Source organism: Latilactobacillus parasakei (genome assembly GCF_049674265.1).
GTDB classification, from domain to species: Bacteria; Bacillota; Bacilli; order Lactobacillales; family Lactobacillaceae; genus Latilactobacillus; species Latilactobacillus sakei.
In genome coordinates this window covers 1,484,266-1,509,487 of sequence record NZ_CP186861.1, presented here as the reverse complement: position 1 = coordinate 1,509,487, position 25,222 = coordinate 1,484,266, and the positions used below count along the sequence as shown (strand labels likewise).

At 42.5% G+C, this 25,222-nt stretch carries 26 protein-coding genes, 1 pseudogene and 1 riboswitch; of the genes and pseudogenes, 16 read left to right on the top strand and 11 right to left on the bottom strand.

Going from position 1 to position 25,222, the window contains the following annotated elements; all coding sequences use genetic code 11:
• Positions 1-24: 24 nt before the first annotated feature.
• The 4 genes from ACPBEH_RS07610 to ACPBEH_RS07595 form a co-directional block, all read right to left on the bottom strand.
• Positions 25-390 carry a hypothetical protein gene (locus tag ACPBEH_RS07610; RefSeq protein WP_011373748.1) on the bottom strand — a complete coding sequence of 122 codons (366 nt, stop codon included), beginning with the start codon at positions 388-390 and terminating at the stop codon, positions 25-27.
• 93 nt (positions 391-483) lie between these two features.
• Positions 484-1,674 carry an MFS transporter gene (locus ACPBEH_RS07605; protein ID WP_424348787.1) on the bottom strand — a complete coding sequence of 397 codons (1,191 nt, stop codon included), beginning with the start codon at positions 1,672-1,674 and terminating at the stop codon, positions 484-486.
• Between the two features lie 12 nt (positions 1,675-1,686).
• Entirely contained in the window at positions 1,687-2,844 is a 1,158-nt protein-coding gene (gene queG, locus ACPBEH_RS07600) for a tRNA epoxyqueuosine(34) reductase QueG (protein ID WP_424348786.1), read from the bottom strand.
• A gap of 24 nt (positions 2,845-2,868) precedes the next feature.
• Positions 2,869-3,657 carry a tyrosine-protein phosphatase gene (locus ACPBEH_RS07595; protein WP_016264336.1) on the bottom strand — a complete coding sequence of 263 codons (789 nt, stop codon included), beginning with the start codon at positions 3,655-3,657 and terminating at the stop codon, positions 2,869-2,871.
• Between the two features lie 121 nt (positions 3,658-3,778).
• Between ACPBEH_RS07595 and ACPBEH_RS07590 the strand changes: the two genes are divergently transcribed.
• From ACPBEH_RS07590 to ACPBEH_RS07555, 8 genes and pseudogenes are all read left to right on the top strand, one after another.
• A complete protein-coding gene (locus ACPBEH_RS07590; protein WP_424348785.1) occupies positions 3,779-4,723 on the top strand; it encodes a magnesium transporter CorA family protein in 945 nt (314 codons plus the stop codon).
• A gap of 114 nt (positions 4,724-4,837) precedes the next feature.
• Entirely contained in the window at positions 4,838-5,311 is a 474-nt protein-coding gene (locus tag ACPBEH_RS07585; protein WP_280103385.1) for a universal stress protein, read from the top strand.
• Positions 5,312-5,392: 81 nt separating this feature from the next.
• Positions 5,393-5,938, top strand: a pseudogene (locus ACPBEH_RS07580) (DNA-3-methyladenine glycosylase I).
• Between the two features lie 82 nt (positions 5,939-6,020).
• A complete protein-coding gene (locus ACPBEH_RS07575) occupies positions 6,021-6,515 on the top strand; it encodes a hypothetical protein (protein WP_424348784.1) in 495 nt (164 codons plus the stop codon).
• Between the two features lie 278 nt (positions 6,516-6,793).
• On the top strand, positions 6,794-7,732 hold the full coding sequence (locus ACPBEH_RS07570; protein ID WP_011373756.1) for a 2-dehydropantoate 2-reductase: 939 nt from the start codon (positions 6,794-6,796) through the stop codon (positions 7,730-7,732).
• 13 nt (positions 7,733-7,745) lie between these two features.
• Positions 7,746-8,213: a universal stress protein gene (locus ACPBEH_RS07565; RefSeq protein WP_016264340.1), complete on the top strand. Its 468-nt coding sequence runs from the start codon at positions 7,746-7,748 to the stop codon at positions 8,211-8,213.
• An 80-nt stretch (positions 8,214-8,293) separates the two neighbouring features.
• Positions 8,294-9,022 carry a hypothetical protein gene (locus tag ACPBEH_RS07560; RefSeq protein ID WP_424348783.1) on the top strand — a complete coding sequence of 243 codons (729 nt, stop codon included), beginning with the start codon at positions 8,294-8,296 and terminating at the stop codon, positions 9,020-9,022.
• Positions 9,023-9,107: 85 nt separating this feature from the next.
• On the top strand, positions 9,108-9,323 hold the full coding sequence (locus tag ACPBEH_RS07555) for a hypothetical protein (RefSeq protein WP_104963175.1): 216 nt from the start codon (positions 9,108-9,110) through the stop codon (positions 9,321-9,323).
• A gap of 89 nt (positions 9,324-9,412) precedes the next feature.
• Here the strand turns inward: ACPBEH_RS07555 and ACPBEH_RS07550 are convergent, their stop codons facing one another.
• The gene (locus ACPBEH_RS07550; RefSeq protein ID WP_424348782.1) at positions 9,413-10,600 is read right to left on the bottom strand and encodes a class I SAM-dependent methyltransferase; all 1,188 of its coding nucleotides are present in this window, start codon (positions 10,598-10,600) and stop codon (positions 9,413-9,415) included.
• A 164-nt stretch (positions 10,601-10,764) separates the two neighbouring features.
• Between ACPBEH_RS07550 and ACPBEH_RS07545 the strand changes: the two genes are divergently transcribed.
• Positions 10,765-11,778, top strand: a complete 1,014-nt coding sequence (locus tag ACPBEH_RS07545; protein WP_424348781.1) for an AI-2E family transporter — start codon at positions 10,765-10,767, stop codon at positions 11,776-11,778.
• Between the two features lie 59 nt (positions 11,779-11,837).
• Here ACPBEH_RS07545 and ACPBEH_RS07540 read toward each other — a convergent pair whose 3' ends face one another.
• Positions 11,838-12,083: a helix-turn-helix domain-containing protein gene (locus tag ACPBEH_RS07540; protein ID WP_424348780.1), complete on the bottom strand. Its 246-nt coding sequence runs from the start codon at positions 12,081-12,083 to the stop codon at positions 11,838-11,840.
• Positions 12,084-12,252: 169 nt separating this feature from the next.
• On the opposite strand from ACPBEH_RS07540, the gene ACPBEH_RS07535 reads away from it, so the two are divergent.
• Positions 12,253-12,450, top strand: a complete 198-nt coding sequence (locus ACPBEH_RS07535; RefSeq protein WP_011373763.1) for a helix-turn-helix domain-containing protein — start codon at positions 12,253-12,255, stop codon at positions 12,448-12,450.
• A 106-nt stretch (positions 12,451-12,556) separates the two neighbouring features.
• On the opposite strand, the gene ACPBEH_RS07530 is transcribed toward ACPBEH_RS07535, so the two are convergent.
• Positions 12,557-13,609: a D-alanine--D-alanine ligase family protein gene (locus tag ACPBEH_RS07530; protein ID WP_424348779.1), complete on the bottom strand. Its 1,053-nt coding sequence runs from the start codon at positions 13,607-13,609 to the stop codon at positions 12,557-12,559.
• A gap of 194 nt (positions 13,610-13,803) precedes the next feature.
• On the opposite strand from ACPBEH_RS07530, the gene ACPBEH_RS07525 reads away from it, so the two are divergent.
• The 5 genes from ACPBEH_RS07525 to ACPBEH_RS07505 all read left to right on the top strand — a co-directional run bounded on the left by ACPBEH_RS07525 (position 13,804) and on the right by ACPBEH_RS07505 (position 19,348).
• Positions 13,804-14,244, top strand: coding sequence for an Hsp20/alpha crystallin family protein (locus tag ACPBEH_RS07525; protein ID WP_424348778.1), 441 nt, complete (start codon positions 13,804-13,806; stop codon positions 14,242-14,244).
• Between the two features lie 123 nt (positions 14,245-14,367).
• On the top strand, positions 14,368-15,264 hold the full coding sequence (locus ACPBEH_RS07520) for an ABC transporter ATP-binding protein (protein WP_416614062.1): 897 nt from the start codon (positions 14,368-14,370) through the stop codon (positions 15,262-15,264).
• The gene (locus ACPBEH_RS07515; protein WP_424348777.1) at positions 15,257-16,501 is read left to right on the top strand and encodes an ABC transporter permease; all 1,245 of its coding nucleotides are present in this window, start codon (positions 15,257-15,259) and stop codon (positions 16,499-16,501) included. The genes ACPBEH_RS07520 and ACPBEH_RS07515 overlap by 8 nt, the downstream gene beginning before the upstream one ends.
• 140 nt (positions 16,502-16,641) lie before the next feature.
• On the top strand, positions 16,642-18,537 hold the full coding sequence (locus ACPBEH_RS07510) for a M13 family metallopeptidase (protein ID WP_424348776.1): 1,896 nt from the start codon (positions 16,642-16,644) through the stop codon (positions 18,535-18,537).
• A 193-nt stretch (positions 18,538-18,730) separates the two neighbouring features.
• Positions 18,731-19,348 (top strand): sugar O-acetyltransferase, encoded by a 618-nt coding sequence (locus ACPBEH_RS07505; protein WP_424348775.1) that lies wholly within the window; start codon positions 18,731-18,733, stop codon positions 19,346-19,348.
• Here ACPBEH_RS07505 and ACPBEH_RS07500 read toward each other — a convergent pair.
• The 4 genes from ACPBEH_RS07500 to thiM are packed head-to-tail and all read right to left on the bottom strand — an operon-like array spanning position 19,338 to position 22,775.
• Positions 19,338-20,504 (bottom strand): putative hydroxymethylpyrimidine transporter CytX, encoded by a 1,167-nt coding sequence (locus tag ACPBEH_RS07500; RefSeq protein WP_424348774.1) that lies wholly within the window; start codon positions 20,502-20,504, stop codon positions 19,338-19,340. The two genes, ACPBEH_RS07505 and ACPBEH_RS07500, sit on opposite strands and share 11 nt — an antisense overlap.
• Positions 20,494-21,168, bottom strand: a complete 675-nt coding sequence (thiE, locus tag ACPBEH_RS07495; RefSeq protein ID WP_424348773.1) for a thiamine phosphate synthase — start codon at positions 21,166-21,168, stop codon at positions 20,494-20,496. The genes ACPBEH_RS07500 and thiE overlap by 11 nt, the downstream gene beginning before the upstream one ends.
• Positions 21,161-21,973 (bottom strand): bifunctional hydroxymethylpyrimidine kinase/phosphomethylpyrimidine kinase, encoded by an 813-nt coding sequence (gene thiD / locus ACPBEH_RS07490; RefSeq protein WP_424348772.1) that lies wholly within the window; start codon positions 21,971-21,973, stop codon positions 21,161-21,163. Before thiD ends, thiE begins: the two co-directional genes overlap by 8 nt.
• Complete coding sequence (gene thiM / locus ACPBEH_RS07485) at positions 21,966-22,775, bottom strand: hydroxyethylthiazole kinase (protein ID WP_424348771.1); 810 nt, start codon at positions 22,773-22,775, stop codon at positions 21,966-21,968. The genes thiD and thiM overlap by 8 nt, the downstream gene beginning before the upstream one ends.
• Positions 22,776-22,846: 71 nt before the next feature.
• Positions 22,847-22,952: riboswitch (TPP riboswitch) on the bottom strand.
• Positions 22,953-23,176: 224 nt separating this feature from the next.
• On the opposite strand from thiM, the gene nagE reads away from it, so the two are divergent.
• Positions 23,177-25,195 (top strand): N-acetylglucosamine-specific PTS transporter subunit IIBC, encoded by a 2,019-nt coding sequence (nagE, locus tag ACPBEH_RS07480; protein WP_424348770.1) that lies wholly within the window; start codon positions 23,177-23,179, stop codon positions 25,193-25,195.
• Positions 25,196-25,222 lie beyond the last annotated feature (27 nt).

Here is a 25,222-nt window from a genome sequence, read left to right as displayed (position 1 = left end):
ATGCCAGAGGTTCCCTAGTAGTGATTAATCGACAAAGACTAATTGGAATTCATGTTTTGCTAAGTCGATATTGACTGAGACGTGGCGGTTTAAGTCAGCCACAATTTGGTGGGCAAGGGTAACGCGTTCTTCGAAGCTCTGTGCATAGGCTTCAAAAACAGTACCTTTAAAATTAAAGTTTTCAGTAATAAAAATCGCATCGGTCACAAATAGCAGATTATTTTCATCGTGGCGTGAACCAGCTTTTAAGGTTGTGTCGATGTAATGATACAAGTCGGTTGGATCGAAGTTTAACGGTTTTTCCAAGATTGGTTTAATTTGAAAGCCAGCTAAATCATCAACCATCTGCGCGTTGAGCGTTACTTGTGTTAGAGCTTGATATAATTTCATAATAGACACCTTCCTTATTGTGAATTAATAAGCCAAATTTGATTGGTTAACCTTATTATAACATTTTGGGAAACACTAGCGTGAGTCAGAACCTTAGCGTGCTGCTTTGGGCCGGTAGAGTACAAAATGAACAAGCAAGGCGGCGATTTGAAAGCCAAGCGCTAGATAACAAACAGCTGCCCAACCACCGAGACTCCAAGCAAGAGCGCCGAAAAATGAGCCGGAAGCCCCACCAATGAAGTAGGCAAACATGAAGACCGTGTTATTACGACTGCTGGTCGCTTCGCCTAAGGCTTGGACCCGCGTTTGGTTGGACACCTGACCACACTGATTACCAACATCTAATAAAACGATCCCGAGCATCAAGACGGGCAAATACTGGCCCCAGAAAAGGAATAAGAGGTAGCTGCCAGTCATCATTAAGAGGCCCACCGCGATAATAAACCGCGGCGTCTTTTGATCGGCAAAGCGGCCAATCACAGGGGCTGCAAGCGCACCGGCTGCACCAAGAATGGCTAATAAACCAACGGTGCCACTGCCAAGATGATAAGCAGGACTTGCCATGTAAAAGACCAGTGTCGACCAAAAGATGCTGAGGGTCCCAAACATGAAGAAGCCGTTAATGGCCGCCTCACGTAAAAGTGGCTGGGCGCGTACTAAACCAGGTAGAGAACTGATGGTTTGCCAATAGCTAGGGCCATTTTTAGGGCGTGTATCCTTAGGTAATTTGATGGCCGCTAAGATAATCAGACAGCCAATCGCAATGACGGCTAAAAGGTAAACCCAACGCCAATTGACGTAGCTACTGATAATGCCACTGAAACTCCGGGAGAGTAAAACGCCCATTAAGAGGCCGCTTAAAATCGTCCCAAGGACGGCACCACGTTTTTGGGGTGCCGCTAGAACAGCCGCATAGGGAATGATAATTTGTGGAACGACTGAGGTTAAGCCAATCAGTAAGCCGGAAAGTGCGAATAAGATGAAGTTCGGCGCTAAAAAGGCAACTAACAAGGATAGTAGCGATAAAATCAGCATCCGAATGATTAAATGGTAACGACTCATCACATCGCCAAAAGGGACGATTAGTAATAAACCGAGGGCATAGCCGACTTGTGTTAACATCGCGACCGTGCCAATGGCGCCAGTATTAACGTGGAAAGTTTGGGCTACCAGGGATTGAATCGGCTGAATATAATATAAATTAGAAACCGCAACACCCGTGATAAAAGCCATCAAAAGAATCAATGGTTGGGTGAGTTGCGTCTGTTGTTGCTTATTTTGCATGTGCTAAGGCGCCTACCTCTCTTCAAAACGTTCATTGAGAATTAATAATGCTTTGTGAAACTCGACTTGGGCTTCAGGCTCTTCTTCTTTGTCAGCGGCTTGTTGCAAGAAGTCTAACATCTCCGGCGTGACGTCTCTGACCAATTGGCCTAGTGCCCACGCCGCAGTCCCGCGAATAACGGGGCGGGGATCGTTATCGATTAATTGCAATAACTGTGGAATCGCGGTTCGGTCTTTGACGTTGGCAAGCGCGATAATGGCGTTGCGCTGAATTGGCTTTTTGCCCCGCCATGAACCAGATAAGTGGCCGAATTTAACTTTGAATTCTTTATTGCTGATTGTTAGCAATGGTTGTAACTCTGGCATCACTACTTCTGGATCGGGTTCCATGTCAGGATGGAAGTGGAAGTCCTTGCCTTTATTAAAAGGACAAACTTGTTGGCAAATATCGCAGCCATAAATCACGCTCCGGATTTTAGGCCGGTATTCTTCCGGCATAAAACCCTTTGTTTGGGTTTGATAAGAAAGACAGCGTGTCGCATTTAACCGACCGTCACCTAATAGGGCGCTAGGCGGACAATAATCGATACAGCGGGTACAGCTGCCACATTGGTTGGCCATAGGGGTATCAGGTTCAAACGGAATATTGGTAATGATTTCGCCGAGATAGACGAAAGACCCGAATTCAGGGGTAATCAATAATCCGTTGAGGCCGATAAAACCAAGGCCGGCACGTTGTGCAACGGCGACGTCACTCAATTCGCCCGTATCGACCATTGGTTTGAAAGTGACTTCATCATCCTCATCGGCAAGTTCTTTAATCGCGTCGATTAATTGGGCCATCTTGTCTCGTAAGATATCGTGGTAATCAATGCCCCAAGAAGCCCGTGCAAAACTACCGCGTTTGGCACCTGTTCTGGCGGGTTTATTGTGAATCTTGGTTGGATAAGCAAGCGCGATGGCGATAATTGATTTGGGTTGGTCGAAAATCAATTCAGGATAGAGGCGTTCTTCCAGTACTTTGTGTTCAAACCCGCTGGAATGGCCATTTTTCTTTTGTTCGATTAAGCTGGCCTCTAAATAGTCAAAAGGCGCCGCTGAGGTAAAGCCAATTTTATCGATGCCAATTTCTCGACTGGCCGCGATGACTTGTTCTTTTAAAGTTGGCATAATGGGACTCCTTATTTGTTTCGGTTACATTAAGTAAATTTTTTGTAAGTCAGTTAAATCATGATTGGTTAGTTGTAATTCAGTCTTGAGGTAATTTTGAATTGTGCCGGATTCTTGGCGAATCGCCATTTGGGCGGTTTGGAGATAATCCAAGTGAACGGTCAATAAGGATTGAACGCTTTGGTAAATGCCTTGATCGGCCGTCTTTTGTTGGAGGCGCTGTAAGGACTTCTGCACAAAATCAGCCGATGCGAGGTTAGTGAGCAAGTAATCAGCTTGGATCGTCTCTGCGGGCACATTAAGGGCACTGAGTAAGAAGACAGCGGCCATGCCGGTCCGATCTTTGCCAGCCGTACAGTGGAAAAGGGTTGTTTGATGATCTTGATCGTTGGCGAGCAGTAATTCAAAAAAGCGGCGGTAAGCTTGCTTAGAATGGGGCTGATTAATCAAGTTGTCATAAACCTTTTGCATCCGGGTGTGGCCGCTGAGTGGGTCCTTGCTGAAGAGTTGATAGAGTTCATCCTGACTCGCTGAATTGGCAGTTTCATCGACGGCAAAAACAGGGAGGAATTCGTAAGTCGCATTAGCGGGTAGTCGATCGGGTGCTTTGGCTTTTTCATCTTCAGAACGCAAGTCAATATCATAGCGCAAACCGTATTGATCAAGATAGTTTAAATCCGCATCGGTCAGGTGGGCTAAGTTGGCTGAACGTAGTAATTTATGCCATTTAAGCGTGCGGCCATCAGTCGTTTGATAGCCACCTAATTCTCTAAAGTTATGGCCTTTTTCGAGTGGTAAAATCCGTTGTGTCATCTTTAAAACCTCCCTATTTTCTCATAGATTTATTGTAGCATATTTACTATTGGCATGACTGTTACTTGTCAAGCGAGTGGGAAAGCTCGTATGATAAGAAGAAAAGGGCGGAGACGGATAAATGATTACTTATTTCGAATTACAAACGACTGGTGAGATCCACGAAAACCGCTCGGAAAAAGCGGCTAATTGGATTCATTTTGAAGATCCTAGCAAGCATGAGATGCAGCATTTTGCGCGGAAGTACCATTTGCCACGCATGTTGTTTGAGGTCGCCCAAGATATCAATGAAGTGGCTCGGTATGAAACGTTTACGACGGAAACGGGTGAAACGCTCAGTCATATTTGCTTGTTAGTACCGGTTAAAACCCATGATTCCGAGAAGCATGCTGAATATATTACGCGGCCGTTTTCATTTATCATCAGTGGGCAAACCTTACTGACAGTTGGGCACCAACAACGTGAATTGGTGGCCGAGATGCAACGCATTACGGGGACTGATCAACAGGTTGAGAGCATTGTGTTACAGAGTATTTCATTGATTTACCAGCGTTATTTGACCGCTTTAGACGTGGTTGCCCAACAGATTCATCAATTGGAGAAAAACGTTCATATTTCGACGCGGAATCAAATTTTATACGCACTCAAAGCACTTAAAAAGAGTGTCGTTTACTTGGATTTGGGTTTAAAAAGTAATCAGCAGAGCTTACCGCAGATTAAAGAGGCGGCGTTATTTGAAGAAGTGGCTGATCAAAAAGATCGTCTTTACCGCATCGATTTACAGTTTGCTAAATCAGATAAGGCGATTACGACTTATCGGGCTTTGTTGGAACAATTAAGTGATTTATTATCAGATATCATTTCCAATCGTTTGAATAACATCATGAAGACGTTGACGTCGATTTCGATTGTTTTAACAGTCCCCACCATTATTGGTGGTTTCTGGGGGATGAATGTGCCGGTGCCGCTAACGCATAGTGGCAAGGGGTTTATCCTGCTATTGGGCTTATCGGGAATTGTGAGTGCCTTGGTTGGCTGGTGGCTGAAGAAGAAGGATTATTTTTAAAGGGTACACTTAAGAAAACGCTATTCTTTTTGCTTGAATTGTCCGCGAAAGCGGTATATTCTTAATGTAGTATCATTGTGACATTGTGCATAAAGAGAAAGTGAGATGAACAGCATGGTTCAAGAATATAAGAGAATATTAGTACCAGTTGATGGTTCCGAAGAAGCTGAATTAGCCCTTAACAAGGCAGTTCAAGTGGCTAAGATGAATCACGCTCAAGTAGATATTTTAAATGTATTAGATACGAAACAATATGCAGGGAGTTATAGCGGCATGCTTTCTGGAGATGCTATTTTCCAAATCTCAGAAGACGCACAAAATTATCTCAATAGTTTGAAATATGATATTCAAACCAATGATAATTTGATGGACGTTGAAATTCACGTCCGTTTTGGCAATCCGAAGAATGTCATCGCACGTGATTTCCCATCAGAATACAAAACCGATTTAATCATGATGGGTTCAACCGGTTTGAACGCTGTTGAACGGATGTTAATGGGTTCTGTCACAGAATACGTTAACCGGACAGCGGTTTGTGACGTGTTGATTGTGAAGACTGACGTCAATAACAATCCCTACAAAAAATAATTTTAAGTAATCAAAAAAGCCATGACAGCACAAGTTGTCGTGGCTTTTTAACGTACTTTAGTGAAAAGGGGTTGATGAATAATGGCAAGCGATAATTGGATGAATGCGACAGCAGAGCTGTTAACCTACTACGAACAAGAATGGGGCCAACCGGAACATGATGACCAGCGCTTATTTGAACTATTGTGTTTGGAAACCTACCAAGCGGGTTTGAGTTGGCAAACGGTGCTGGCAAAACGGGCGGCTTTTAGGACTGCTTTTTACCAGTTTGAGATTCAAAAAGTCGCGCAAATGACGGTTGCTGATATTGATCACTTATTACAAAATCCAGCGATCATCCGTAACCGGCGCAAACTGGCAGCAACGGTGAATAACGCGCAAGTTGTTTTAGCGATTCAACGAGAATTGGGTAGTTTTAATCAATATTTATGGGATTTTGTTGACGGGTAACCAATCGTTAATCGACCAAAAACGTGGGCAGACATCCCTGCACAATCAGCATTATCGGTTGCAGTGAGCCGGGATATGAAGCGGCGAGGCTTCCAATTCGTTGGGCCAGTGACAGTTTATTCTTACTTGCAAGGTGCGGGTTTAATCGACGATCATCCCCAGCATCTGAAGGGATAGACTGTCCCTTAAATCGCGGATGGTGTATGATGATAGGGAAGATTAAAAGTCTATTTTAGATAATTTAAAGGAGTACACAAAAATGGCACAAGATAACGTTCGCCAATTAGCGGATTGGTTAGAAGAAAACATGACGGCAATTATTGATCGTAAAGTTAGCCTCAATGTTTCAGAAATTTTTGCAGTATTAGATGGTTTTGGTGTTTTGAATAATCCAGTTGAAAAATACTTGGATATTACAGAAGAAACTTACTATCAATCCGAATCAGACCATAAATTAACCTTATCAGATGACCGTAAATTATTGATGGATGTTACTGACCGGATCATGGTAACCCACGTTGATGGCATTTTAGCCGATAACAAAGTTAACTTTGAATACAGTCACGAAGCTGTTTATGAAGATCAATACTTAGTGAAACGCGACTTAGAAGTCCTCACTTACGGCTTAGCCGTGATTGGCGCTGTTGCGGCTACTGTTAAACATAACCTCATTCAAGCGGACCTTTCTAAGGATGCTGTCTTGAGTTTGGCACTTGCTGCTCAAAATATTGCGAACTGGCAAGCAAATCAATAGCATACAAACGGAGTTGGACCAAAAATCACTTTTGGCCCAACTTTTTTAATCCCCGATAGTTGCTAAACGTGTGCTATCAGTCATATCCTTGTGGTTAACGTCGAATGGCAAACGATTGCTGGTGCAATCATTCACCATTCTTTGTTAATCCTCAGGATATCCCCGACTGATAGCACACTCTTTTTTTATTTATATTAAATTAAGCGGTTTCTAGTGAAAAAAAGCAGAAAATATGGCATGATTAAACAGTAAATAAGAGTTGAGGAGCTGTTGAATAAATGACAAAAATTGCAATTGCCGGTTCTGGTGCAATGGGCAGCCGTTTTGGCTACATGCTACAAGCAGCCGGGAACGATGTCGTCTTACTAGACAACTGGGTCGAACATGTTCAGGCAATTAATACCAAGGGTTTAACGGTGGCGATTGCGGGGCAAGACGTGCAACACGTTCAGATTCCAGCAGCCTTACCCACAGCGATTAAAGACGTTCAAGATGTGATTATCATCTTCACAAAATCGATGCAACTAGGGGCGATGCTCCAATCGATTAAACCGCTGATTGGTGAGAAGACGAAGGTCGTTTGTTTATTAAATGGCCTGGGTCATCCCGAAACAATCGAACGCTACTTACCTAAACATAATATTTTCGTCGGCATTACGTTGTGGACTGCTGGTTTAACCGGTCCCGGTGAAATTAGCCTTAGTGGTTCCGGCAGTGTTGAACTTCAAAACGTGGCGCCAGAAGCTAAAGGTGCTGCTGAAGAATTAGTCGCGATGTTGAGTGCTGCAGGATTACATGCGACCTATAGTGCTGATGTTTTATTTTCAATTTGGCGCAAAGCTTGTGTGAACGGCACCTTGAATAGCCTCTGTGCTTTATTGGATTGTAATATTGCCCAACTCGGTCGGACGAGTCAGGTCAACTCATTACTGGCTTCGATTGTGGCTGAATTTTCAGCAGTGGCAGCGACCGAAGCGGTTGATTTGGATGTGCCAACAACGATTGCGCATATCGATCAATTATTTGATCCCACCCAAGCTGGTGAACATTATCCATCAATGCACCAAGATTTAATCCAACACCATCGTTTAACTGAAATTGACTACTTAAACGGCTACGTTGCGCGCAAGGGTCAAGAACGTGGCATCCCAACGCCCGTTAACCAATTGATTACCCAACTTGTGCATACCAAAGAAGCACTCGTCATCGAAAAATAAAGGAGTCCTTAAAATGACAGAAAAACAACCTTTAAACATTGAAGTCACTTCAATGCACTACCAAAAATTATTAATCGCGATTGATGATGATGATCCAACATCGTCAAAACGGGCTTTTAATTACGCTTGTACTGTCGCTAAGATGTACCAAATTCCAATGGGGATTGTCAGCATCTTAGAAACTGGCGATTTAAATATCTATCAATCACTCTCACCAAACGTGGTCGCTAAACGACGGGAAGAAATTGCCGCGGACCTAGATATTTTCGTTCAAAAGGCGCAAGAATTCGGTGTGCAAGAAGTGACACCAATTCTTGGTGAAGGCAATCCGGGTCACGTGATTGTCGAAGAAATCATTCCTGAATTCAAACCAGATCTTGTCATCTGTGGTTCAAAAACAAAACCTTCAAAACACTTAATCGGCACGCATGCGAGCTACTTATCTAAATATGCCCCTAGCTCAGTAATGGTTGTCCGTTAAGAATCTAAAAGCACCCAAACAATTTTTATTTTGTTTTGGGTGCTTTTTCGATTAGAATAGGATTATCAGGAGGCAAGACTATGCTAGAATGTCCACAATGTCATATTAAATATGGTCGCAAGCTGCAGCAGTGTCCAAATTGCGGTGCGGCTTCAATCAATCACGAAACGACTCAAGCCAAATCAACACCACTCAAGTATCACCAATTTTTACAGGCGAGTTGGCGGCAACCGCTACAAACACCATGGCGGTGGGTTAATCCCCAATTTGGCTGGGTAACTTTTGCCATCTTATTGCTGGTTAATACGGCGACGATTAGTTTATTGATGGCGGGCTGGTCCGAACAAGTCGGTGCCGTAGCTGGTGTCACGGGCACGCAAGTTATCTTACGCCAGCCAGTGGCTTTATGGCCGCTTGAATTACGCCTCTTTTTAATCCAACTGGGTGGCTTATTAGTTCTGGTAGGAACCGGGTACTTACTGAAACGGTATCTTTTAAAACAAAAAAAATTGCGTTTTGATCGTTATCTAACTGAAATCAGTGCTTACGGGAGTTTTGTTTTATTATTAACGATGGCGGCCTTGTTGGTTACTTTTGTGGCTGGCTTGATGGCGCTGTGGTTAGTTGTCATCTTACTGGTGTTGAGTTATCTCTGGTTGAACATGGCGATTGTTGTGAGTTTAATCCGCCAACCAATGGCGGGCTTCGATCAATTTTACACGGTCATCCTATTTGAAATTATTGTTCACTTGCTATTGCTTGTGATGAGCAGTCAGGTCGTTATGATGGGCCTTGCGAACCTCTTTTAAAAATAAAAGTGCGTATTTTGGTACACTTTTTGAAAAAGGGACTAATATAGAAAGTGTAATAAGAAATATTTAGGAGGCTTTTGCAATGGCAGTAGGTACAGCAACATTGGTTTTAGATATGAAGATGTCAGAGGCATTTGACTGGAGCGACGATGCAACAATCGTGAGAGACGCATTATGGGACCACTACATGGAATCAAATGGTCACAACACGGATCAAACAGTTGCCGCAATGAAACCTTACCTCAGCATGAGCGATTCAGAAGTTCGGACTAAAGCTGAAGCACTTTTAAAAAAATAACTGAAGACCAAAAAAGTCGCTATGAACATGCAATTGTTCATAGCGACTTTTTGATTAAGTGAAGTGTGCTTATAGCACACACTTTTATTTTAGATGTTATACATATAAGCGCGTGTCATTGGTAAGTCACGGGCACTAGCGCCTTTAGAAACGAGGTATTGAATGACATCGATATTACCAGATTCAAAAGATGAGGCGCAAGCTTGGAGATAAAGATCCCACATTCTTACGAATTCAAGGCTCGTTTGTTGTTGGATTTCAGCGCGATGGGCATTAAAATTGGCATCCCAAATTTCCAACGTCTTTTGATAGTGGCGACGTAGAGGTTCCATGTCAGCAATTTGTAAGCCGGCATCGACAATGTGTTGCGTATTTTCAACCAAGCCCGGCACATAGCCACCTGGGAAGATATACTTGTTGATCCAGGCGTTTTTGGCGCCGCCTTGTTGACGCGTAATGCCGTGAATAAGGGCCACGCCATCGTCTGTTAAGTAATCCGCAACATCTTTGAAGTATTCAGCCAAGTTTTCTTGACCAACATGTTCGAACATGCCGACACTTGTAATGTAATCAAATGGGGCGTGTTTTAATTCACGATAATCAACGAGTTCAACAGACGCAACGTCACTGAGTCCTTCTTCGTCAATTCGTTGTTGAACAAAATTATATTGTTCTTGGCTTAAAGTAATGCCAACCACTTTTAAGTGATATTCCTTAGCGGCGGTTAACATCAATGTGCCCCAGCCACAGCCGATATCGAGCAATGTCCGATTAGGTTGTGGATTGAGTTTTTGTAGAATATGGTGCACTTTGTTGATTTGAGCAGTTTCTAAATCATCTGTTGGTTGTTCGAAATAAGCACAAGAATAAGTCATTGTTTTATCTAGCCAAAGTTGGTAGAAATCATTACCCAAGTCGTAGTGACTTTGGATATCCTTTTTGCTAGCTTTTTCTGAATGTGATTGTTTGGGTAAAAAGTGAATGTAACTGTGACTGCGCATAAAACTCTCTGAGCTGTTATAAGCGGCTGTCAGTAGTTTTTGAAGTGGTGCGTCACCTTTGCCTGTGACCTCAATATCGCCTGCCATATAGGCTTCCCCTAAGGCTAATGAGGCGTTGCTGGTTAATGATTTGATGGGGATGAGTTTTTTAAAAGTAATTGCTATTTCAGGCTCTCCGGTTCCGTAGACGTCAGTGCTACCATCCCAAAAGTGGACAGCGACTGGAAAATCAAAAGAGTGTTGTAGTAGTTTCTTATAAAAAGTTTTTTCTAACATTCCGAAAATCCTTTCTAGGAAAAAATTTTTAATACCAAACTAGTATACGTTTATTTTAAAGATTATGTAAGTCATAACACTTATGTAAGGTTAGGTTTTTCATTATTCAATTAACGTGAAGTGTTGTAAAATGATGATATGTTTTTAAACAGGGAGGAAAACGAGTGACTTTATACCAACGATTTGTAGCGAACCAACAATTACGGCGCCTAGTGGTTTTAATGGGGATGATTGGCGTTATTTTTGCAGTGCGTTCAATGATGAATATTATTTTGTTGACGTTCATCTTTACTTTTTTAGTGACCCAATTGGTACGCCACGTGCAGCGTTACGTTCGGATACCACCAGCTGCGGTGGTCGTACCACTGTATATTTTAGTGATTTTATTAGTCTATCTCGGGGTCACGATTTATGTGCCCCAAATCGCTAAACAAACGATTAAATTAGGTGAAAGTGTTTATAATTTTTACCAGAGCCCCTCATTTGATGCCAATAAATTCATGCAGCTGATTAGCCAATACATGAAACAGTTTAATTTGACTGACCAATTGAAACATGGTGTCTCCACTTTGGTGAATTACATTACCGGGATTGGTACAATGGGCGTGACGATTGTCTTATCGTTTATCCTCAGTTTCTTCTACACGATTGAATTAGATAAGTTACCGCAATTTGGTGGTCTCTTTTTAAAGAGTACTTACGGTTGGCTTTTCCAAGACATTGCTTACTTTGCTAAAAAATTCGTGAATACTTTTGGTGTTGTGATTGAAGCACAAATTTTTATCGCTGTGGTCAATACGGTCCTTACAACAATTACGTTGACGGTGATGAAGATGCCTAATATTCCGAGTTTGGCAATCATGATTTTCTTATTATCAATGGTTCCAGTGGCGGGTGTGATTCTGTCATGTATTCCACTATGTATCATCGCTTTTTCAGTGGGTGGTGTGCAGTATGTGGTTTATATTCTGGTGATGATTACCGTCATTCACGCCTTGGAAGCTTACGTCTTGAATCCACGTTTTATGTCGAGCAAGACACAACTACCAATTTTCTTCACCTTTGTCGTCCTCTTTGTGGCTGAGCGTTTCTTAGGCACATGGGGTTTGATTGTTGGGTTACCAATTTTCACGTTCTTCTTGGATGTCTTAGGGGTTAAAACAATTAAAACGAAATAACGAAAAAAGGACCCGGTATTTAGTCGAGTCCTTTTTGATTGGTTTAAAGTACTGTTGATTTATGAAAGAGTTTCGGGGCGGGTTAAGTTACTGTCGGCAATCATGACGGCGAGCTGATTGAGATCAACTTGTAATTCAGTTGCGACGATGAACAACGCTTTTAATGAAGGGGCAGCGCCTTTTTCCCAGCGGAAAATCATGGAGCTGCTGACCTTAATATTGTATTTTTGCGTTAATAAATCGGCTAGCTGCCGCATCGTAAGATTCCGTGAAACCCGCTTATCATGTAATAGTTGTCCAAACATTAAATTCACCTTCTTACTCGCAATAAAAACTATAGTACTAAGTATATGACAAAATACGCTAAAAAGTTAACACTTTCGTACAAAATCGTTAATTGACAAGTTTATCTAGATGACGTAATATTCCTAATGTGGAGCAAAGTTTGAGAATATTCATTTGGGGGTGCCAAATTTGGCAGAAAAACTTTTCGTGCTATCAGGGTATTTAAAGAGTCATGACATCAAGCAGCAGGAAGTTGCTGATGTCTTAAATAAAACGTTAACAACTGCTAACCGTAAGATTCGGGGTAAGATTCCGTTTACCGTCAAGGAAATTCAGTTGCTACACGATCAGCTAGATGTACCGATTCTAATCTTCTTTGAATCTTAGTTCCTCAAGAGGAATAATTAGATTAGTATTAAGCGGGGGTACCACTAGTATTTAATAATAAAAAAACGATAAGCCTGTGGGCTTATCGTTTTTTTATAGCAACTAATTATTTTTCATTAAGTAAAGCTAATTTACCATTCACAATCATTTCGCATAAGTCAGGGTAGCTAATACCAAGAACTTCTGCTTCTTGAGGAATTAATGATAATGGTGTCATACCAGGCAATGTATTGCCTTCGATGACGTGCAAGCCAGTTTCAGGACTCCAGAAAAAGTCGATACGAGCGTAGTTGGTTAAACCAAGTGCGTGCATGGCATCGAGGGCCATTTGCTTCATAGCTTCGTGAACATCATCTGGTAAGTTGTTAGGTGGTGTGACGAATTTCGTTGTATTACCAGTAACGAATTTATGTTCAAAATCATACCAACCGTCATTGACTTCAATTTCAATGGCAGGTAATGGTTGTTCGTTGATCACACCAAGTGAGAATTCGCGGCCCTTGATGAATTCTTCGATCAAGGCTTCGTTATCAAAACGCAAAGCGTCTTCGACAGCTGGTTTTAATTCAGCTTCGTTGTGGACGATATGTGTCCCAACACTTGAACCACCATTACTTGGCTTAACCACAACAGGGTATTCAAATGGCATTTCTGGCATTGGTTGATGACGATAAGCAGCGACGAAACGTGCTGTTGGAATGTTGTTGAAGAGTAAGATTTCTTTAGAAACTTTTTTGCTCATTGTAATACCAGCAGCTAGTGTGTCACTACCAGTATAAGGAATTTCAAAGACATCGAGAACCGCTTGAACTTTACCGTTTTCGCCATCGCCACCATGTAGTGCGAGGAATACGATATCAGCAGTTTTACAAATTTCTAAGACATTCGGACCAAATAGTTGTGTTGAACCATCTTCGCGAAGTTTATTGATGTCGTCATCTGTTAAAACTTCATCATCAATATCATAATCTTTTTCAACGGGATCAGATGAATAAAGAGAGTCGATTGTGGCACCATCTTTCAATTCATTCCCTAAAAAAAGATCAACAAAGGCAACGTCGTGGCCTTTTGTTTGTAGTGCATGGGTAATCTTGTGTCCGGACGTTAGTGAAACGTTACGTTCAGTACTACGACCGCCCGCTAAGACAACAATTTTCATATGAATCTACCTCCGAGTATTTTTGGAACCTTAAGTATAGCATAAAACGCTTAGGGCGGGAATTAAAATGCTAAATTAGGGCGGTTAACTATTTTGCGTTAGCACTCTATATAAAAGAGCGCTAATTACTTGCATTGAACGACTAACGCGTTAAAATAGAATTGTAATTAAGATAAAGAAAGGAAGTTTTAGAGATGGCAAATGAATTAATGGATCGTCGTCAAGATTGGTTAGACAGTTTAGTAGGTGATGACTTTTTCAAGAACTTCGGCAAACAATTCTTTGCAATGTCGCCTGAAACTGACAACTTGTTGAAGACAGATGTGAAGGAGACTGAAAAGGACTATCAATTAACAGTTGACTTACCTGGACTTGAAAAGCAAGACATCCACGTCGATTATCAAAATAACACGTTAAAGATTAGTGCAAAACGGGATAGCTTTAACGATCACAGCGACTCAGAAGGTAACCTGATTCAAAGTGAGCGCCACTATGGTCGCTTCAGCCGTCAATATTATTTACCAGAAGTTGATCGCCAAGCGATTAGCGCAAAATATGATAACGGCGTTTTACAATTAGTTTTACCAAAAATGGCGGAAGATACACAATCAACAAGCCAAATTGAAATTCAATAATGAGTATTTCGGAGTCACCGAGTTTAGTTGGTGACTCTTTTTTTATGGCAAATAATAATAATGCGTTTTCGTAAGGGATATTGTATAGTTAAAGTAGTTAATAAATGTTGAGGAGGCATTAATATGCTAACGTTAACGCATCTTGAAAAAAGTTTTGGGGCGATGAAAGCTGTCGATGATGTATCGTTTACCGTTCAACCAGGCGAAATATTAGGGCTTATTGGGCAAAACGGTGCTGGCAAGACGACCACTTTTAGAATGATATTAAATTTTTTAACGCCGGATAGCGGGACGATTTTGTGGCAGGGCCATGCATTTACCAGTCGTGATTATGATCAATTAGGTTACTTACCAGAGGAACGGGGTCTCTATCCTAAGATGACCGTTGAACAACAAATTTTATATTTTGCGCAGTTACGCGGGCGGACCGCGGCGGAAATTAAACCACAAATTGATGAGTGGTTAGCGCGCTTTGCTGTTAAGGGCCAACGTACCGATAAGATTAAGGATTTATCTAAGGGCAATCAACAAAAGGTGCAACTGATTGCGACCTTAATTCATAAACCAGCGCTCATTATTTTGGATGAACCATTCAGTGGATTGGATCCTGTGAATGCGGGTCTATTGGAAGATGGGATTTTATGGTTGAAGTCACAAGGTTCGGCCATCATTTTTTCGAGTCACGACATGACCAATGTTGCCAAGATTAGTGACCGAATTGTCATGTTGCGTAATGGGCAAGTCGTGTTATCCGGAAGTGTCGATGAAGTACGGGCACAGTTTGGCCGCACCAAACTCTTCTTGGAATCACCATTAACACAATCTGAATTGGAACAAATTGATGGTGTTTCACGTGTAACACGCCACGGTCATCAGTTTGAATTAACCCTAGCTGATGAAGCGGTAGGTAAAGAGATTTTTGAACGCGCAACGCAAGCCGGCTACATTCCAGAATTTAGTCAACAAGCCCCTAGTCTAGACGAAATATTTAGATTGAAAGTGGGTGAGCAACATGACTAAATTTAAGATTATTTTTAAGCAGGTCTTCTTTAAAAATATTAAAAGCCCGGCCTATATCATCATGATTATCATGCCAATTATCCTATTAGGGGTCGTCCTAGGAATTGGTAAATTGATGGATCAATCCACCGAACCAGCCAAGATTGCGGTGCTCAGTCAACAACCGGCCGAGCAAGCAGCCTTGCAACAAATGAGAGGGCAAGATTACATTATCGATACGCAAATTAAGACGCAACCGCAAGCGGCCCAAGCGTTGAAACAAGCAAAAATTGATGGTTATTTAATCATTCAGCAAGGTAATAGCCAATATTTTGAACGGAAAGATAGTCGTGATTTTGATCCGAGTGGGATTCAAAATCAGCTCAATGAAATGAATATTGTGACGCTTGCGCGGCAAGCCAACGTCCCGGCGGATCAAATTCAAAAGTTAACGACACCGATGACGGTTAAATCCGTGACCGTTCAGTTTGAAGCTGGGCAACAAAAAATCGATCAATCTAATCAAAAACAAGTGGGAGAAGGCATTTCATTAGCGATTACCGTCTTAATGTTTGTCTTCATCGTTAATTACGCGGGGATTATCGCACAGGAAATTGCGACTGAAAAAGGCTCGCGTATTATGGAAATCATTCTCTCAAGTGTCTCGGCGACAACTCAATTCTTCGCTAAAATTGCCGCTGTATTAGCATTAGTTTTAACCCAGATTGTCTTTTACATCCTAATTGGTGTGGTGGGTTATCACTACTTAAAACAACAATTACCATTATCGGCGATTTTAAAGCAAGTCGGATCGAACCTCTGGACACCACTGGTTTGGTATGCGATTAGTTTCCTAATTGTCGGCGTTTTACTCTACACAGTGATTGCAGCAATGCTAGGGTCTGTCGTTTCGCGAATGGATCAGGTGCAACAAGCCATTTCACCGCTGTTGATTCTCAGTACGATCAGTTATATGTGCGGCTTCATCTTAACGACGCGCTCGGATATCGGCTTTTTAAAAGGCCTGAGTTATGTACCGCTCTTTTCGCAAATCATGTTACCGGTGCGTTTTGCTAGTGGCGATTTAAGTGCGACCGCAGCAGCGCTGGGTCTTGGCTTAGCGATTATCACATTGATGGGGCTCACCTATTTGGCGCTGATTATCTATCGTATGAACATTTTGGTCTATTCAGACAAGGGCGTGATGCGCTCATTTATGCGGTCATTTGCAATGCTGAAAGCGGAAAAGCAAAAATAAAAAAACGGTTGGCATCATTCTAAAAGAAAATGCCGACCGTTTTTGATTGCAATCGTTATCAATAATTAAAGCGCTTAGACTACCGAAAAGAGGGGCATCAATGGTAGAATTGAAATAGAATCTGATTGAGGAGGATGACAATGACAAACGTTCGAATGCAAGATGATTTTTACACGGCAGTGAATCAGGAATGGTTAAAAACGGCCGAAATTCCAGCTGATAAACCAGCAACCGGTGGCTTTGTGGCCCTGGTGGACGAAATCGATCAACAATTAATGACCGATTTTAAGCAACTTAAACAAACGGATAATGCTTTATTACAACACTTTTTAGATTATTATGCCCTAGCGGCCGACTTTAAAACACGTGATGAACTCGGGATTAATCCGATTTTACCGTTTATTGCACGGGTCCGCTCGATTAACAATTTGACAGAATACAACCAAGGCTTGGCAGACTGGGTATTATCAGGCCTACCAACACCTTTTGGTTTGTCAGTGGATGCTGATATGAAAGATACAGCACACCACGCACTCTATGCTGAAGCGGGGAGTCTAATTTTACCTGATAAAACGTACTACGAGGATGGTAACCAAAGCGCTGAACAATTATTAGCAGTCTTTACCGACATGATGGTCCAACTGTTGCAAAAGGTGGGCTTTGCACCGGTTGTCGCGACTAAGACAGTTAAAGACGCGTTGGCTTTTGATCGCTCACTCGCACCATTTGTGAAGAGCGCCGAAGAAGCTGCGGATTATGCAAAGTTGTATAATCCTAAACCACTAAGCGACTTTATCGCACAACAACAAACGATTGATTTTCAAAAGCTCTTCAGCCGCATTTTACCAGTGCAACCAGATAAAATTATCGTGACTGAACCAGCTTATTTTGAACAGCTCAACGAGTTGGTTAATGATGATCATTTTGACCAATTTAAGGCTTGGTTACTCGTGATGACCATTCGTGATTGGAGTGGCTACTTGAACGAAGAAATGCGCCAGATTAGTTCAATTTATAGTCGCGCATTATCAGGGAGTAAAGAAGCGAAACCGCAACAAAAGAGTGCCTATTACTTAGCCCTCGGCATGTTTAATCAAGTCGTTGGGGATTACTATGGCCGCCGTTACTTTGGAGCAACTGCCAAGGCGGATGTCGAAGCCATGGTGAAAAAGATGATTGGTGTTTATCAAAATCGTCTTGAACAAAATGATTGGTTGACCGCAGAAACGCGCGAAAAAGCAATTGTGAAGCTCAATCATTTAGGAATTCATGTTGGCTATCCCGAAAAGATTGCACCAATCTTTGAAAAATTGGTGACCGTCCCCCAAGCTGATGATGGCACATTATTTGAAAATACGGCTGATTTCATTCGGACGATTGAAACGGAAAACTTTGCTAAGTTGACGCAACCAGTTGATCGTGCAAAATGGGAAATGGGTGCGGCGACGGTCAACGCCTATTATTCACCTTCTAAAAACGTGATTGTCTTCCCTGCAGCTATTTTACAAGCACCATTTTATAGTTTGCAACAAAGCAGTAGTGCTAATTATGGCGGGATTGGCGCGGTCATTGCCCACGAAATTTCACATGCTTTTGATAACAACGGTGCGCAGTTCGATGAATTCGGGAACTTGCATAATTGGTGGCAAGCAACTGATTTAGATCATTTTAAGGCTTTATCACAAGAGGTGATTACAGAATTTGATGGCCTAGCATTTGCTGATCAAAAGGTGAATGGCAAGTTAACTGTTTCGGAAAATATTGCTGATGCAGGCGGCTTAAGCTGTGCGCTAGAAGCGGCTAAAGGTGAAGATGATGTTGATTTGGAAGCCTTCTTCGTTAACTGGGCAACGATTTGGCGGATGAAAGCCACACAACAATATCAACAATTACTATTAAATATCGATGTCCATGCACCAAATGCACTACGGGCCAACGTCCAAGTTCAAAATCTAGCGGATTTCTACACTACTTTTGATGTTCAATCTGCCGATAAGATGTATTTAGCACCGGATAAACGCGTCACGATTTGGTAAATTAAAAAAGTACGTTTAACGAGTGACGCTAAGCGCAGAAGACATTTTCAAAAAGCACGATTAAGAAAAAGTACGTTTGAAATGGTTTAGCTTTGTGCATTAATGTCGAGTGTCAAAGTTTGGAAATCAAAAAGAGGCCGGAGACAAAATTACTTTTGTCCTGGCCTCTTTCATTGGAAATGGGGGATTTTGAATGACGGAAAAAGAACGAATGATTAACGGTCAGATTTACCGTGCGAATGATGCGGAACTGCGGGCAGATATGAAAAGAGCACGTGTTTTAACGCGTCTTTTTAACCAAACTACGGAAGAACAACAGGCTTACCGCCGCGAATTGACGCAACAATTATTCGCTCAAAGTGGCGCCGATTTATATATTGAACCACCGTTTCGCACGGATTATGGGTGTCAGACGACAATCGGTCAGCGCGTTTATATGAACTATGATTGTATTATTATTGATGTCGCGCCAGTCACAATCGGTGATAATGTTTTCTTTGGTCCCCGAGTTGGTCTATACACCGCCGGTCACCCAATCTCAGCACAAGGCCGTCGTGATGATTTAGAATATGGCAAACCAATCACAATTGGTAACGATGTCTGGCTGGGCGGCAATACGGTCGTTAATCCGGGAGTGACAATTGGCAACAATGTCGTGATTGGTTCCGGCTCAGTGGTCACAAAAGATATTCCGGATAATGTTATCGCAGTCGGGAATCCCTGCCGTGTATTACGACCAATTGATCAAGCCGAAGAGGATTATTGGGCCCGCGAAAAAGAACAGTATTTTGCAGAAATCGCTAACGATTAATTTTCCGATGACCTACAACTTGAGCAAGACAGAATAAAATTAACCAGAGGCAGATCATCAAAAGAACAGTTGTTCCTAGGGGGAAATCAAAGCGCTGCAAGCCATAATAAGCAATTGCCCCTAAAAGCCAACCACTAAAGTTGACGGCGATTGGCAATCGACGGTAGAAGTAATTGAAGAAGACAATCGTGTAGAGTGGTGTGAAGGCTGCGCTAATGAGTGTGAGAAAGAGTTCATATTTGAAGAGTTGTTGATTAGCGATTAAGCCCAAACCAATCAATGTGACGATGATCCCTAAGCCATTTTCTGGATAACGGATTTTAGGGAACAGGTTTTTGAGATTAACGCCAGCAGAATAGGCATCCAAAAAGGTCGTCGTAATAGTCGAGAAGATGATGATAAATAAAATTAAAAAACCGAAGCGACTAGTTGCTAGAAACTGATTAAAATCAGTATAGCCAGTCGTAATAACGGTTAAAAAGCCTAAGAAAAACATCATTAGACTACCAAGAAAGTAGCCGCTAGTACTCCATAAAGAGAGTGCTAGTGGCTTTTTTGAGTCCTTGGTATAATCGGCAATTAACGGTAGCCAAGAAAGGGCCATCGCAATGCTGAGCTCGATGGCAGTCCCGAAGCTCAGCGGATTGGCGCTCAGATGAGTGGCGTGACCAGTAAATTGACTGAGTTGCCAAAAAAGGCCCAGACAAGCAATCACTAAGAGCAATACGATGGTATTATTCAGCTTGAAAAAGAACTGCGTTTTAATTGCCAACCAAAAAATAATTAAGCCAGCCACAATGATGGCATTTATCAGATAACTGAGGTGGGTCAGCTTGAGTTGCTGCATCGCTTGGGCGGCATTGGCAATCATAATCCCCGTCCAACCAACTAATTGAATGACGTTTAAAATCGCAAAGAGGATAAAACCGATTTTACCGTAAATTGGGGCTGTCAACTCAATCGCGTTTTGATGACGCGTGCCACCGAGAAAACTAGCCGGTAATAGCAATAAAAAGGCACCAATCAGGTGACCAATGATAATGGCTAGACTGCCTTTGACGAGACCAAGGGGCGCAATGAGTGTCCCAGTGATGATTTCCGCAATTGAAATAGCCGCGCCAAACCAGAGTAGGAATTGATTATGATTAACTTTCATGATTATTCCCTTCTGAGCTCTGCCAAGGTTGGTTTAATAGTTGGATTGCTTGGGGAATATTTTTAGCCTGTGTAATAGCGGAAATCACGGCTGCCCCCGCAACACCGGTCCCAGCAACTTGTTGGCAGTTTTTTAAACTAATGCCCCCAATTGCAACAACCGGTAACTGGCTGAGTTGCGTGAATGTTTTTAGTTGTGCTAAACCGAGTGGTGTTTTGGCGTCTTCCTTAGAGTTTGTTGGGAAGATGGGGCCTACACCAATATAATCAAGCGTTGCTTGTTGATGACTGCTCAGAATTTCTTGAGCAGTATGACAGGATAATCCGGTAATTAGGCCATGTTGTTTGGCGACTTCAATTTTAGGCCATGGTTGATCGGATTGCCCAACGTGGAGTCCGTCTGCTTGTAAATCTAAAGCTAATTCTAAGCGATCATCGATAATAAAAGGTACGTGATAAGTGTGACAAAGTGCTTGCGCCTTTTGGGCGTAGTCGTACCGCATTGCGTCAGTTGGTAAGCTATTTGGGCCCTTATCTCTGAATTGAAAGCAAGTAATTCCGGCTTGTAAAGCCTGCTCAAGTATAGGTAAAAAGTTTTCTCGACCGGTATCTTGTGTACCAGCTACTAAATAAGTTTGGAGTATTTCCTGGGCAATATTAGTCATGTTCAACCTCCTGATAAGCCCAATGATTTGTGGGGCCGTGACCGTGGCCGACCGCAATTGGATTGGCAATGGCCGCTTGAATGAAGGCTTTACTAATCTGAATGGCTTTTTTGAGTGGGACTTTTTTAGCTAGCTCGGCGGTTAGACAAGCCGAGAAGGTGTCACCAGTGCCGTGGGTGCGAACGGTAGCAATTCGTGGTGTATTTAACCAGTCATCACTGCCATCAGCGTAGAGAACGTAATCACAGGCTTGGTCACTATTATCGAGATGGCCACCTTTAATGATGATATTTTTAGCACCCATTTTTTGCAGTTGCGTTGCGGCGATTTTAAAATCGGCAGTTGTTTGAATTTTTTGACCGGTTAACACCTCTGCTTCTGGTAGGTTAGGCGTTAAGACAGTTGCTAAAGGTAAGAGTTCTGATCGTAGGGTGTCAATGGCGGAATCTGCTAGTAGAGAAGCACCGCCTTTTGCAATCATAACCGGATCGAGTGTTAAGGGGCCAAAGTCGAAGCGCCGGAGGTTTTGGGCAACGACGGCGACGTGTTCAGCATCGGCGAGCATGCCCGTTTTACAGGCTCGGATCTTAAAATCGGCTGCGAGCGATTCAAACTGTTTGGTGACTAGTTCGAGCGGTAGCGGGAAACTATCTTGAACGCCAATTGTATTTTGGGCCGTAATTGCGACGACCACGTTGGTGGCAAAGACGTGGCGTTCTTGGATGGTTTTAATGTCGGCTTGCATACCGGCGCCGCCACCACTATCTGAACCAGCGATTGTTAATGCTTGTGGGAAATTATTCATGAGTTAAGACCTCCGTGACTTGTGCATGGTTTTGAATCTCAGTTGCTGTAATGTTAAATAAACGGTCTAATAATTGCGGATAAAAAGAACCAGGTAAAGGCGTTGGCATTGATTCGGCGACTAATTGTCCGGCAACGGCAAAGGTCGTTGCTGCGTCGATGGCCGCTTGGTAAGGATTGTCAGGGCTAACGGCGACAAACGCGGCGCAAAGACCAGTTAGCATATCGCCAGAGCCAACGTGGACTTGGAAAAGTGGCGTGCCATTGGCAACTTTAGTCGTGTGATGACCATCAGTGATGATATCGGTTGGACCTGAAAGTAAAATGGTTGTTTGCTGTTTTTTGGCCGCTGTTCGAGCAACTTTTACGAGATCAATCTCGCCGGTACCGGCATCAATACCATTCGCCTGCCAGTCTAAACCAGCTAGATAAGCAATCTCACCCGCATTTCCGCGGATAATTTTGGGTGTCCCCAGTGCCAAGAGTTCATTGATAATTTTCTGACGATAATGAATTGAACCAACTGCGACCGGATCGATGACGACGGGTTTAGCTTGCCGATAAGCTTCAGCCATTAAAGTCTTCATTTGGTGAATGGGTCCAGCGGATAGTGTCCCAATATTGATGCTGAGTGCCTGCGCAATAGCGACCATTTCTGGAGCCTCTTCAGGATCACTAGACATAATCGGGGATGCACCAATTATATTTTGAACATTGGCGACTTGATCGACCGTGACGCCGTTTGCGACGTTGGTGATAATCGGATTAGCTTGTTTTATCTGATCTAACAGTGTCTTTGACATGCAAATAACCTCCCTTAAAATCAAAAAAACCACTTTTGGATGCACGAATGCATAGAAAAGTGGTGTTGGTTTAATAGAGAAAGGCACTTTCCTACGCAAGTCTGAACTTACAGGTTCAAAGGGATCAGGTTGTACAAACCTATCTCAGTTCTTCTAAGAACACCCCTAGTGCAAAGCGATTAAATTGTACCTTCAGTATACGGCAAATCATTATTTTTGCAACCGTTTTAATTTTAAGGTAATAATTAATGTCGTTATACGGTATAGACCAAAATATTTTTGGGTTAAGAAACCGCTTTATCCCTTACTCTTAAAGGTCTATACCAACTATTAAGCGCTTGCTTATCGTTTGCATTAATGATTTAATATTGTTAACGAAATAAATGAATGGAGAACACCTTATGAAGAATTACTTACAACGAATGGGTCGTTCATTAATGTTGCCTGTTGCTGTATTACCAGCAGCTGCAATTTTGATGGGGATTGCTAACTGGGTTGGCAATGGCGATTCAAATGCAAACGTCTTTACAATTTTCCTAGCAGCTGGTGGCGGCGCAATTTTAAACAACTTGCCATTATTATTTGCCGTTGGTCTAGCCCTAGGAATGTCTAAGGATCAGGATGGGGCAGCCGCACTTGCTGGTTTAGTCGCTTTCTTAGTCCCTAAGACAATTTTAGCACCTGCCTCAATTCAAGCGATGCAAGGTTTATCAGATATCGCTAAGGTGAACCCAGCCTTTGGTAAAATCGAAGGTAATGTTTTAATCGGGATTATCGCCGGTTTAATTGCAGCTGCAATGTACAATCGTTTCCACAATGTGAAGTTGCCAATGGCGCTTTCCTTCTTTAGTGGTAAACGATTGGTGCCAATTATGGCCGCAACAGCAATGATGGTTGTTTCAGCAATCTTGTACTTTGTTTGGCCAGCTGTCTTTACTGTTTTAGTATCATTTGGTGAAGCAATTTCAAAACTAGGCTGGGTTGGTGCCGGTCTATACGGTTTCTTCAACCGTTTATTGATTCCAACCGGATTACATCACGCCTTGAACTCAGTGTTCTGGTTTGATGTTGCTAACATTAACGATATCGGTAATTTCTTGGGCGGTGCGAAATCACTTGCTGCCGGAACAGCCGTGATTGGTAAAACAGGGATGTACCAAGCTGGTTTCTTCCCAGTCATGATGTTTGGGTTACCTGCTGGTGCCTACGCAATTTACAAGAACGCTCGCCCAGAACGTCGTAAAGCAACAGCTTCATTGATGTTAGCTGCTGGCTTTGCGTCATTCTTTACAGGGGTCACAGAACCACTTGAATTCTCATTTATGTTTGTGGCATGGCCACTCTACGTTCTACATGCAGTATTCACAGGGATTTCATTAGCCGTTGCTGCTTTCTTCCACTGGACAGCCGGCTTTGCATTTAGTGCTGGTTTAGTCGATTATGTTTTAAGTTTGAAAAATCCAGTCGCCAACCAACCATTGATGTTATTGGTTGAAGGCTTAGTCATGGCAGCTATTTACTACTTCGGTTTCAACTTTGCCATCAAGAAATTCAACTTGATGACACCGGGTCGCGAAGCAGATGATGCTGTTGATGAAGATACTGCCGGTGTCGAAACAGATGCTGCTGATGACAAGTTCATGGTCCAAGCAAAACGGATCTACGCTGCAATTGGTGGTAAAGACAATATCAAAGTAATCGATAACTGTACGACACGTTTGCGTCTACAATTAGAAGATACAGCCAACGTTAACCAACCGGCTATTAAGGCCGCTGGTGCCGCTGGGATTAACGTCTTAGACAAAACCAATATTCAAATTATTATTGGGACAGAAGTCCAATTTGTCGCTGATGCCTTGAAAGAACTTTATAACCACAACACACCAATCGCAACCAGCGCACCAGAACCAGCTGCTGCACCAGTTGAAGCCCCCGTTGATAGTGATATCAATTCAGGTGAGACAGATGTCTTTTACGCAGTTGCAAACGGTGAATTGATTGATATTGAAAATGTTGATGATCCAACTTTTGCACAAAAGATGTTAGGTGACGGCTACGCAGTCGTGCCAACTGATGGCAAGATTGTAGCACCAGTTGATGGGACAATCATGACGATTTTCCCAACCAAACATGCAATCGGGATCAAAACAACGAACGGTTTAGAAGTCTTAGTCCACATGGGGATTGATACGGTTGAATTAAACGGCGCACCTTTTGAAGTCGCTGTTGAAGAAGGCCAAACAATCAAGCATGGTGATTTATTGGCAACCGCTGATCTTGATCAAATCGTTGCAGCTGGTAAGCAAACAGCGATGATGGTGATTATTACAAACATGCCAGCAGTTGCTTACATGAAGTTCAATAATATGGGCCAATCAGTCCAAGCTGATACAGTTGCCGTAAAAGCAACCACTAAATAAACAATCAAAAAACGCCTGACGAATTAA

Coding starts and splice junctions, on each gene's coding strand:
- ACPBEH_RS07555 (WP_104963175.1), top strand. CDS start 9,108: ATGGCAGTAGGTACAGCAACATTGGTTTTAGATATGAAGATGTCAGAG.
- ACPBEH_RS07515 (WP_424348777.1), top strand. CDS start 15,257: ATGACTAAATTTAAGATTATTTTTAAGCAGGTCTTCTTTAAAAATATT.
- ACPBEH_RS07560 (WP_424348783.1), top strand. CDS start 8,294: ATGCTAGAATGTCCACAATGTCATATTAAATATGGTCGCAAGCTGCAG.
- ACPBEH_RS07530 (WP_424348779.1), bottom strand. CDS start 13,609: ATGAAAATTGTTGTCTTAGCGGGCGGTCGTAGTACTGAACGTAACGTT.
- queG (WP_424348786.1), bottom strand. CDS start 2,844: ATGCCAACTTTAAAAGAACAAGTCATCGCGGCCAGTCGAGAAATTGGC.
- ACPBEH_RS07500 (WP_424348774.1), bottom strand. CDS start 20,504: ATGAAAGTTAATCATAATCAATTCCTACTCTGGTTTGGCGCGGCTATT.
- ACPBEH_RS07510 (WP_424348776.1), top strand. CDS start 16,642: ATGACAAACGTTCGAATGCAAGATGATTTTTACACGGCAGTGAATCAG.
- ACPBEH_RS07525 (WP_424348778.1), top strand. CDS start 13,804: ATGGCAAATGAATTAATGGATCGTCGTCAAGATTGGTTAGACAGTTTA.
- ACPBEH_RS07520 (WP_416614062.1), top strand. CDS start 14,368: ATGCTAACGTTAACGCATCTTGAAAAAAGTTTTGGGGCGATGAAAGCT.
- nagE (WP_424348770.1), top strand. CDS start 23,177: ATGAAGAATTACTTACAACGAATGGGTCGTTCATTAATGTTGCCTGTT.
- ACPBEH_RS07540 (WP_424348780.1), bottom strand. CDS start 12,083: ATGTTTGGACAACTATTACATGATAAGCGGGTTTCACGGAATCTTACG.
- ACPBEH_RS07585 (WP_280103385.1), top strand. CDS start 4,838: ATGGTTCAAGAATATAAGAGAATATTAGTACCAGTTGATGGTTCCGAA.
- ACPBEH_RS07575 (WP_424348784.1), top strand. CDS start 6,021: ATGGCACAAGATAACGTTCGCCAATTAGCGGATTGGTTAGAAGAAAAC.
- ACPBEH_RS07570 (WP_011373756.1), top strand. CDS start 6,794: ATGACAAAAATTGCAATTGCCGGTTCTGGTGCAATGGGCAGCCGTTTT.
- ACPBEH_RS07605 (WP_424348787.1), bottom strand. CDS start 1,674: ATGCAAAATAAGCAACAACAGACGCAACTCACCCAACCATTGATTCTT.
- thiE (WP_424348773.1), bottom strand. CDS start 21,168: ATGACTAATATTGCCCAGGAAATACTCCAAACTTATTTAGTAGCTGGT.
- ACPBEH_RS07590 (WP_424348785.1), top strand. CDS start 3,779: ATGATTACTTATTTCGAATTACAAACGACTGGTGAGATCCACGAAAAC.
- thiD (WP_424348772.1), bottom strand. CDS start 21,973: ATGAATAATTTCCCACAAGCATTAACAATCGCTGGTTCAGATAGTGGT.
- ACPBEH_RS07505 (WP_424348775.1), top strand. CDS start 18,731: ATGACGGAAAAAGAACGAATGATTAACGGTCAGATTTACCGTGCGAAT.
- ACPBEH_RS07565 (WP_016264340.1), top strand. CDS start 7,746: ATGACAGAAAAACAACCTTTAAACATTGAAGTCACTTCAATGCACTAC.
- ACPBEH_RS07610 (WP_011373748.1), bottom strand. CDS start 390: ATGAAATTATATCAAGCTCTAACACAAGTAACGCTCAACGCGCAGATG.
- ACPBEH_RS07550 (WP_424348782.1), bottom strand. CDS start 10,600: ATGTTAGAAAAAACTTTTTATAAGAAACTACTACAACACTCTTTTGAT.
- thiM (WP_424348771.1), bottom strand. CDS start 22,775: ATGTCAAAGACACTGTTAGATCAGATAAAACAAGCTAATCCGATTATC.
- ACPBEH_RS07595 (WP_016264336.1), bottom strand. CDS start 3,657: ATGACACAACGGATTTTACCACTCGAAAAAGGCCATAACTTTAGAGAA.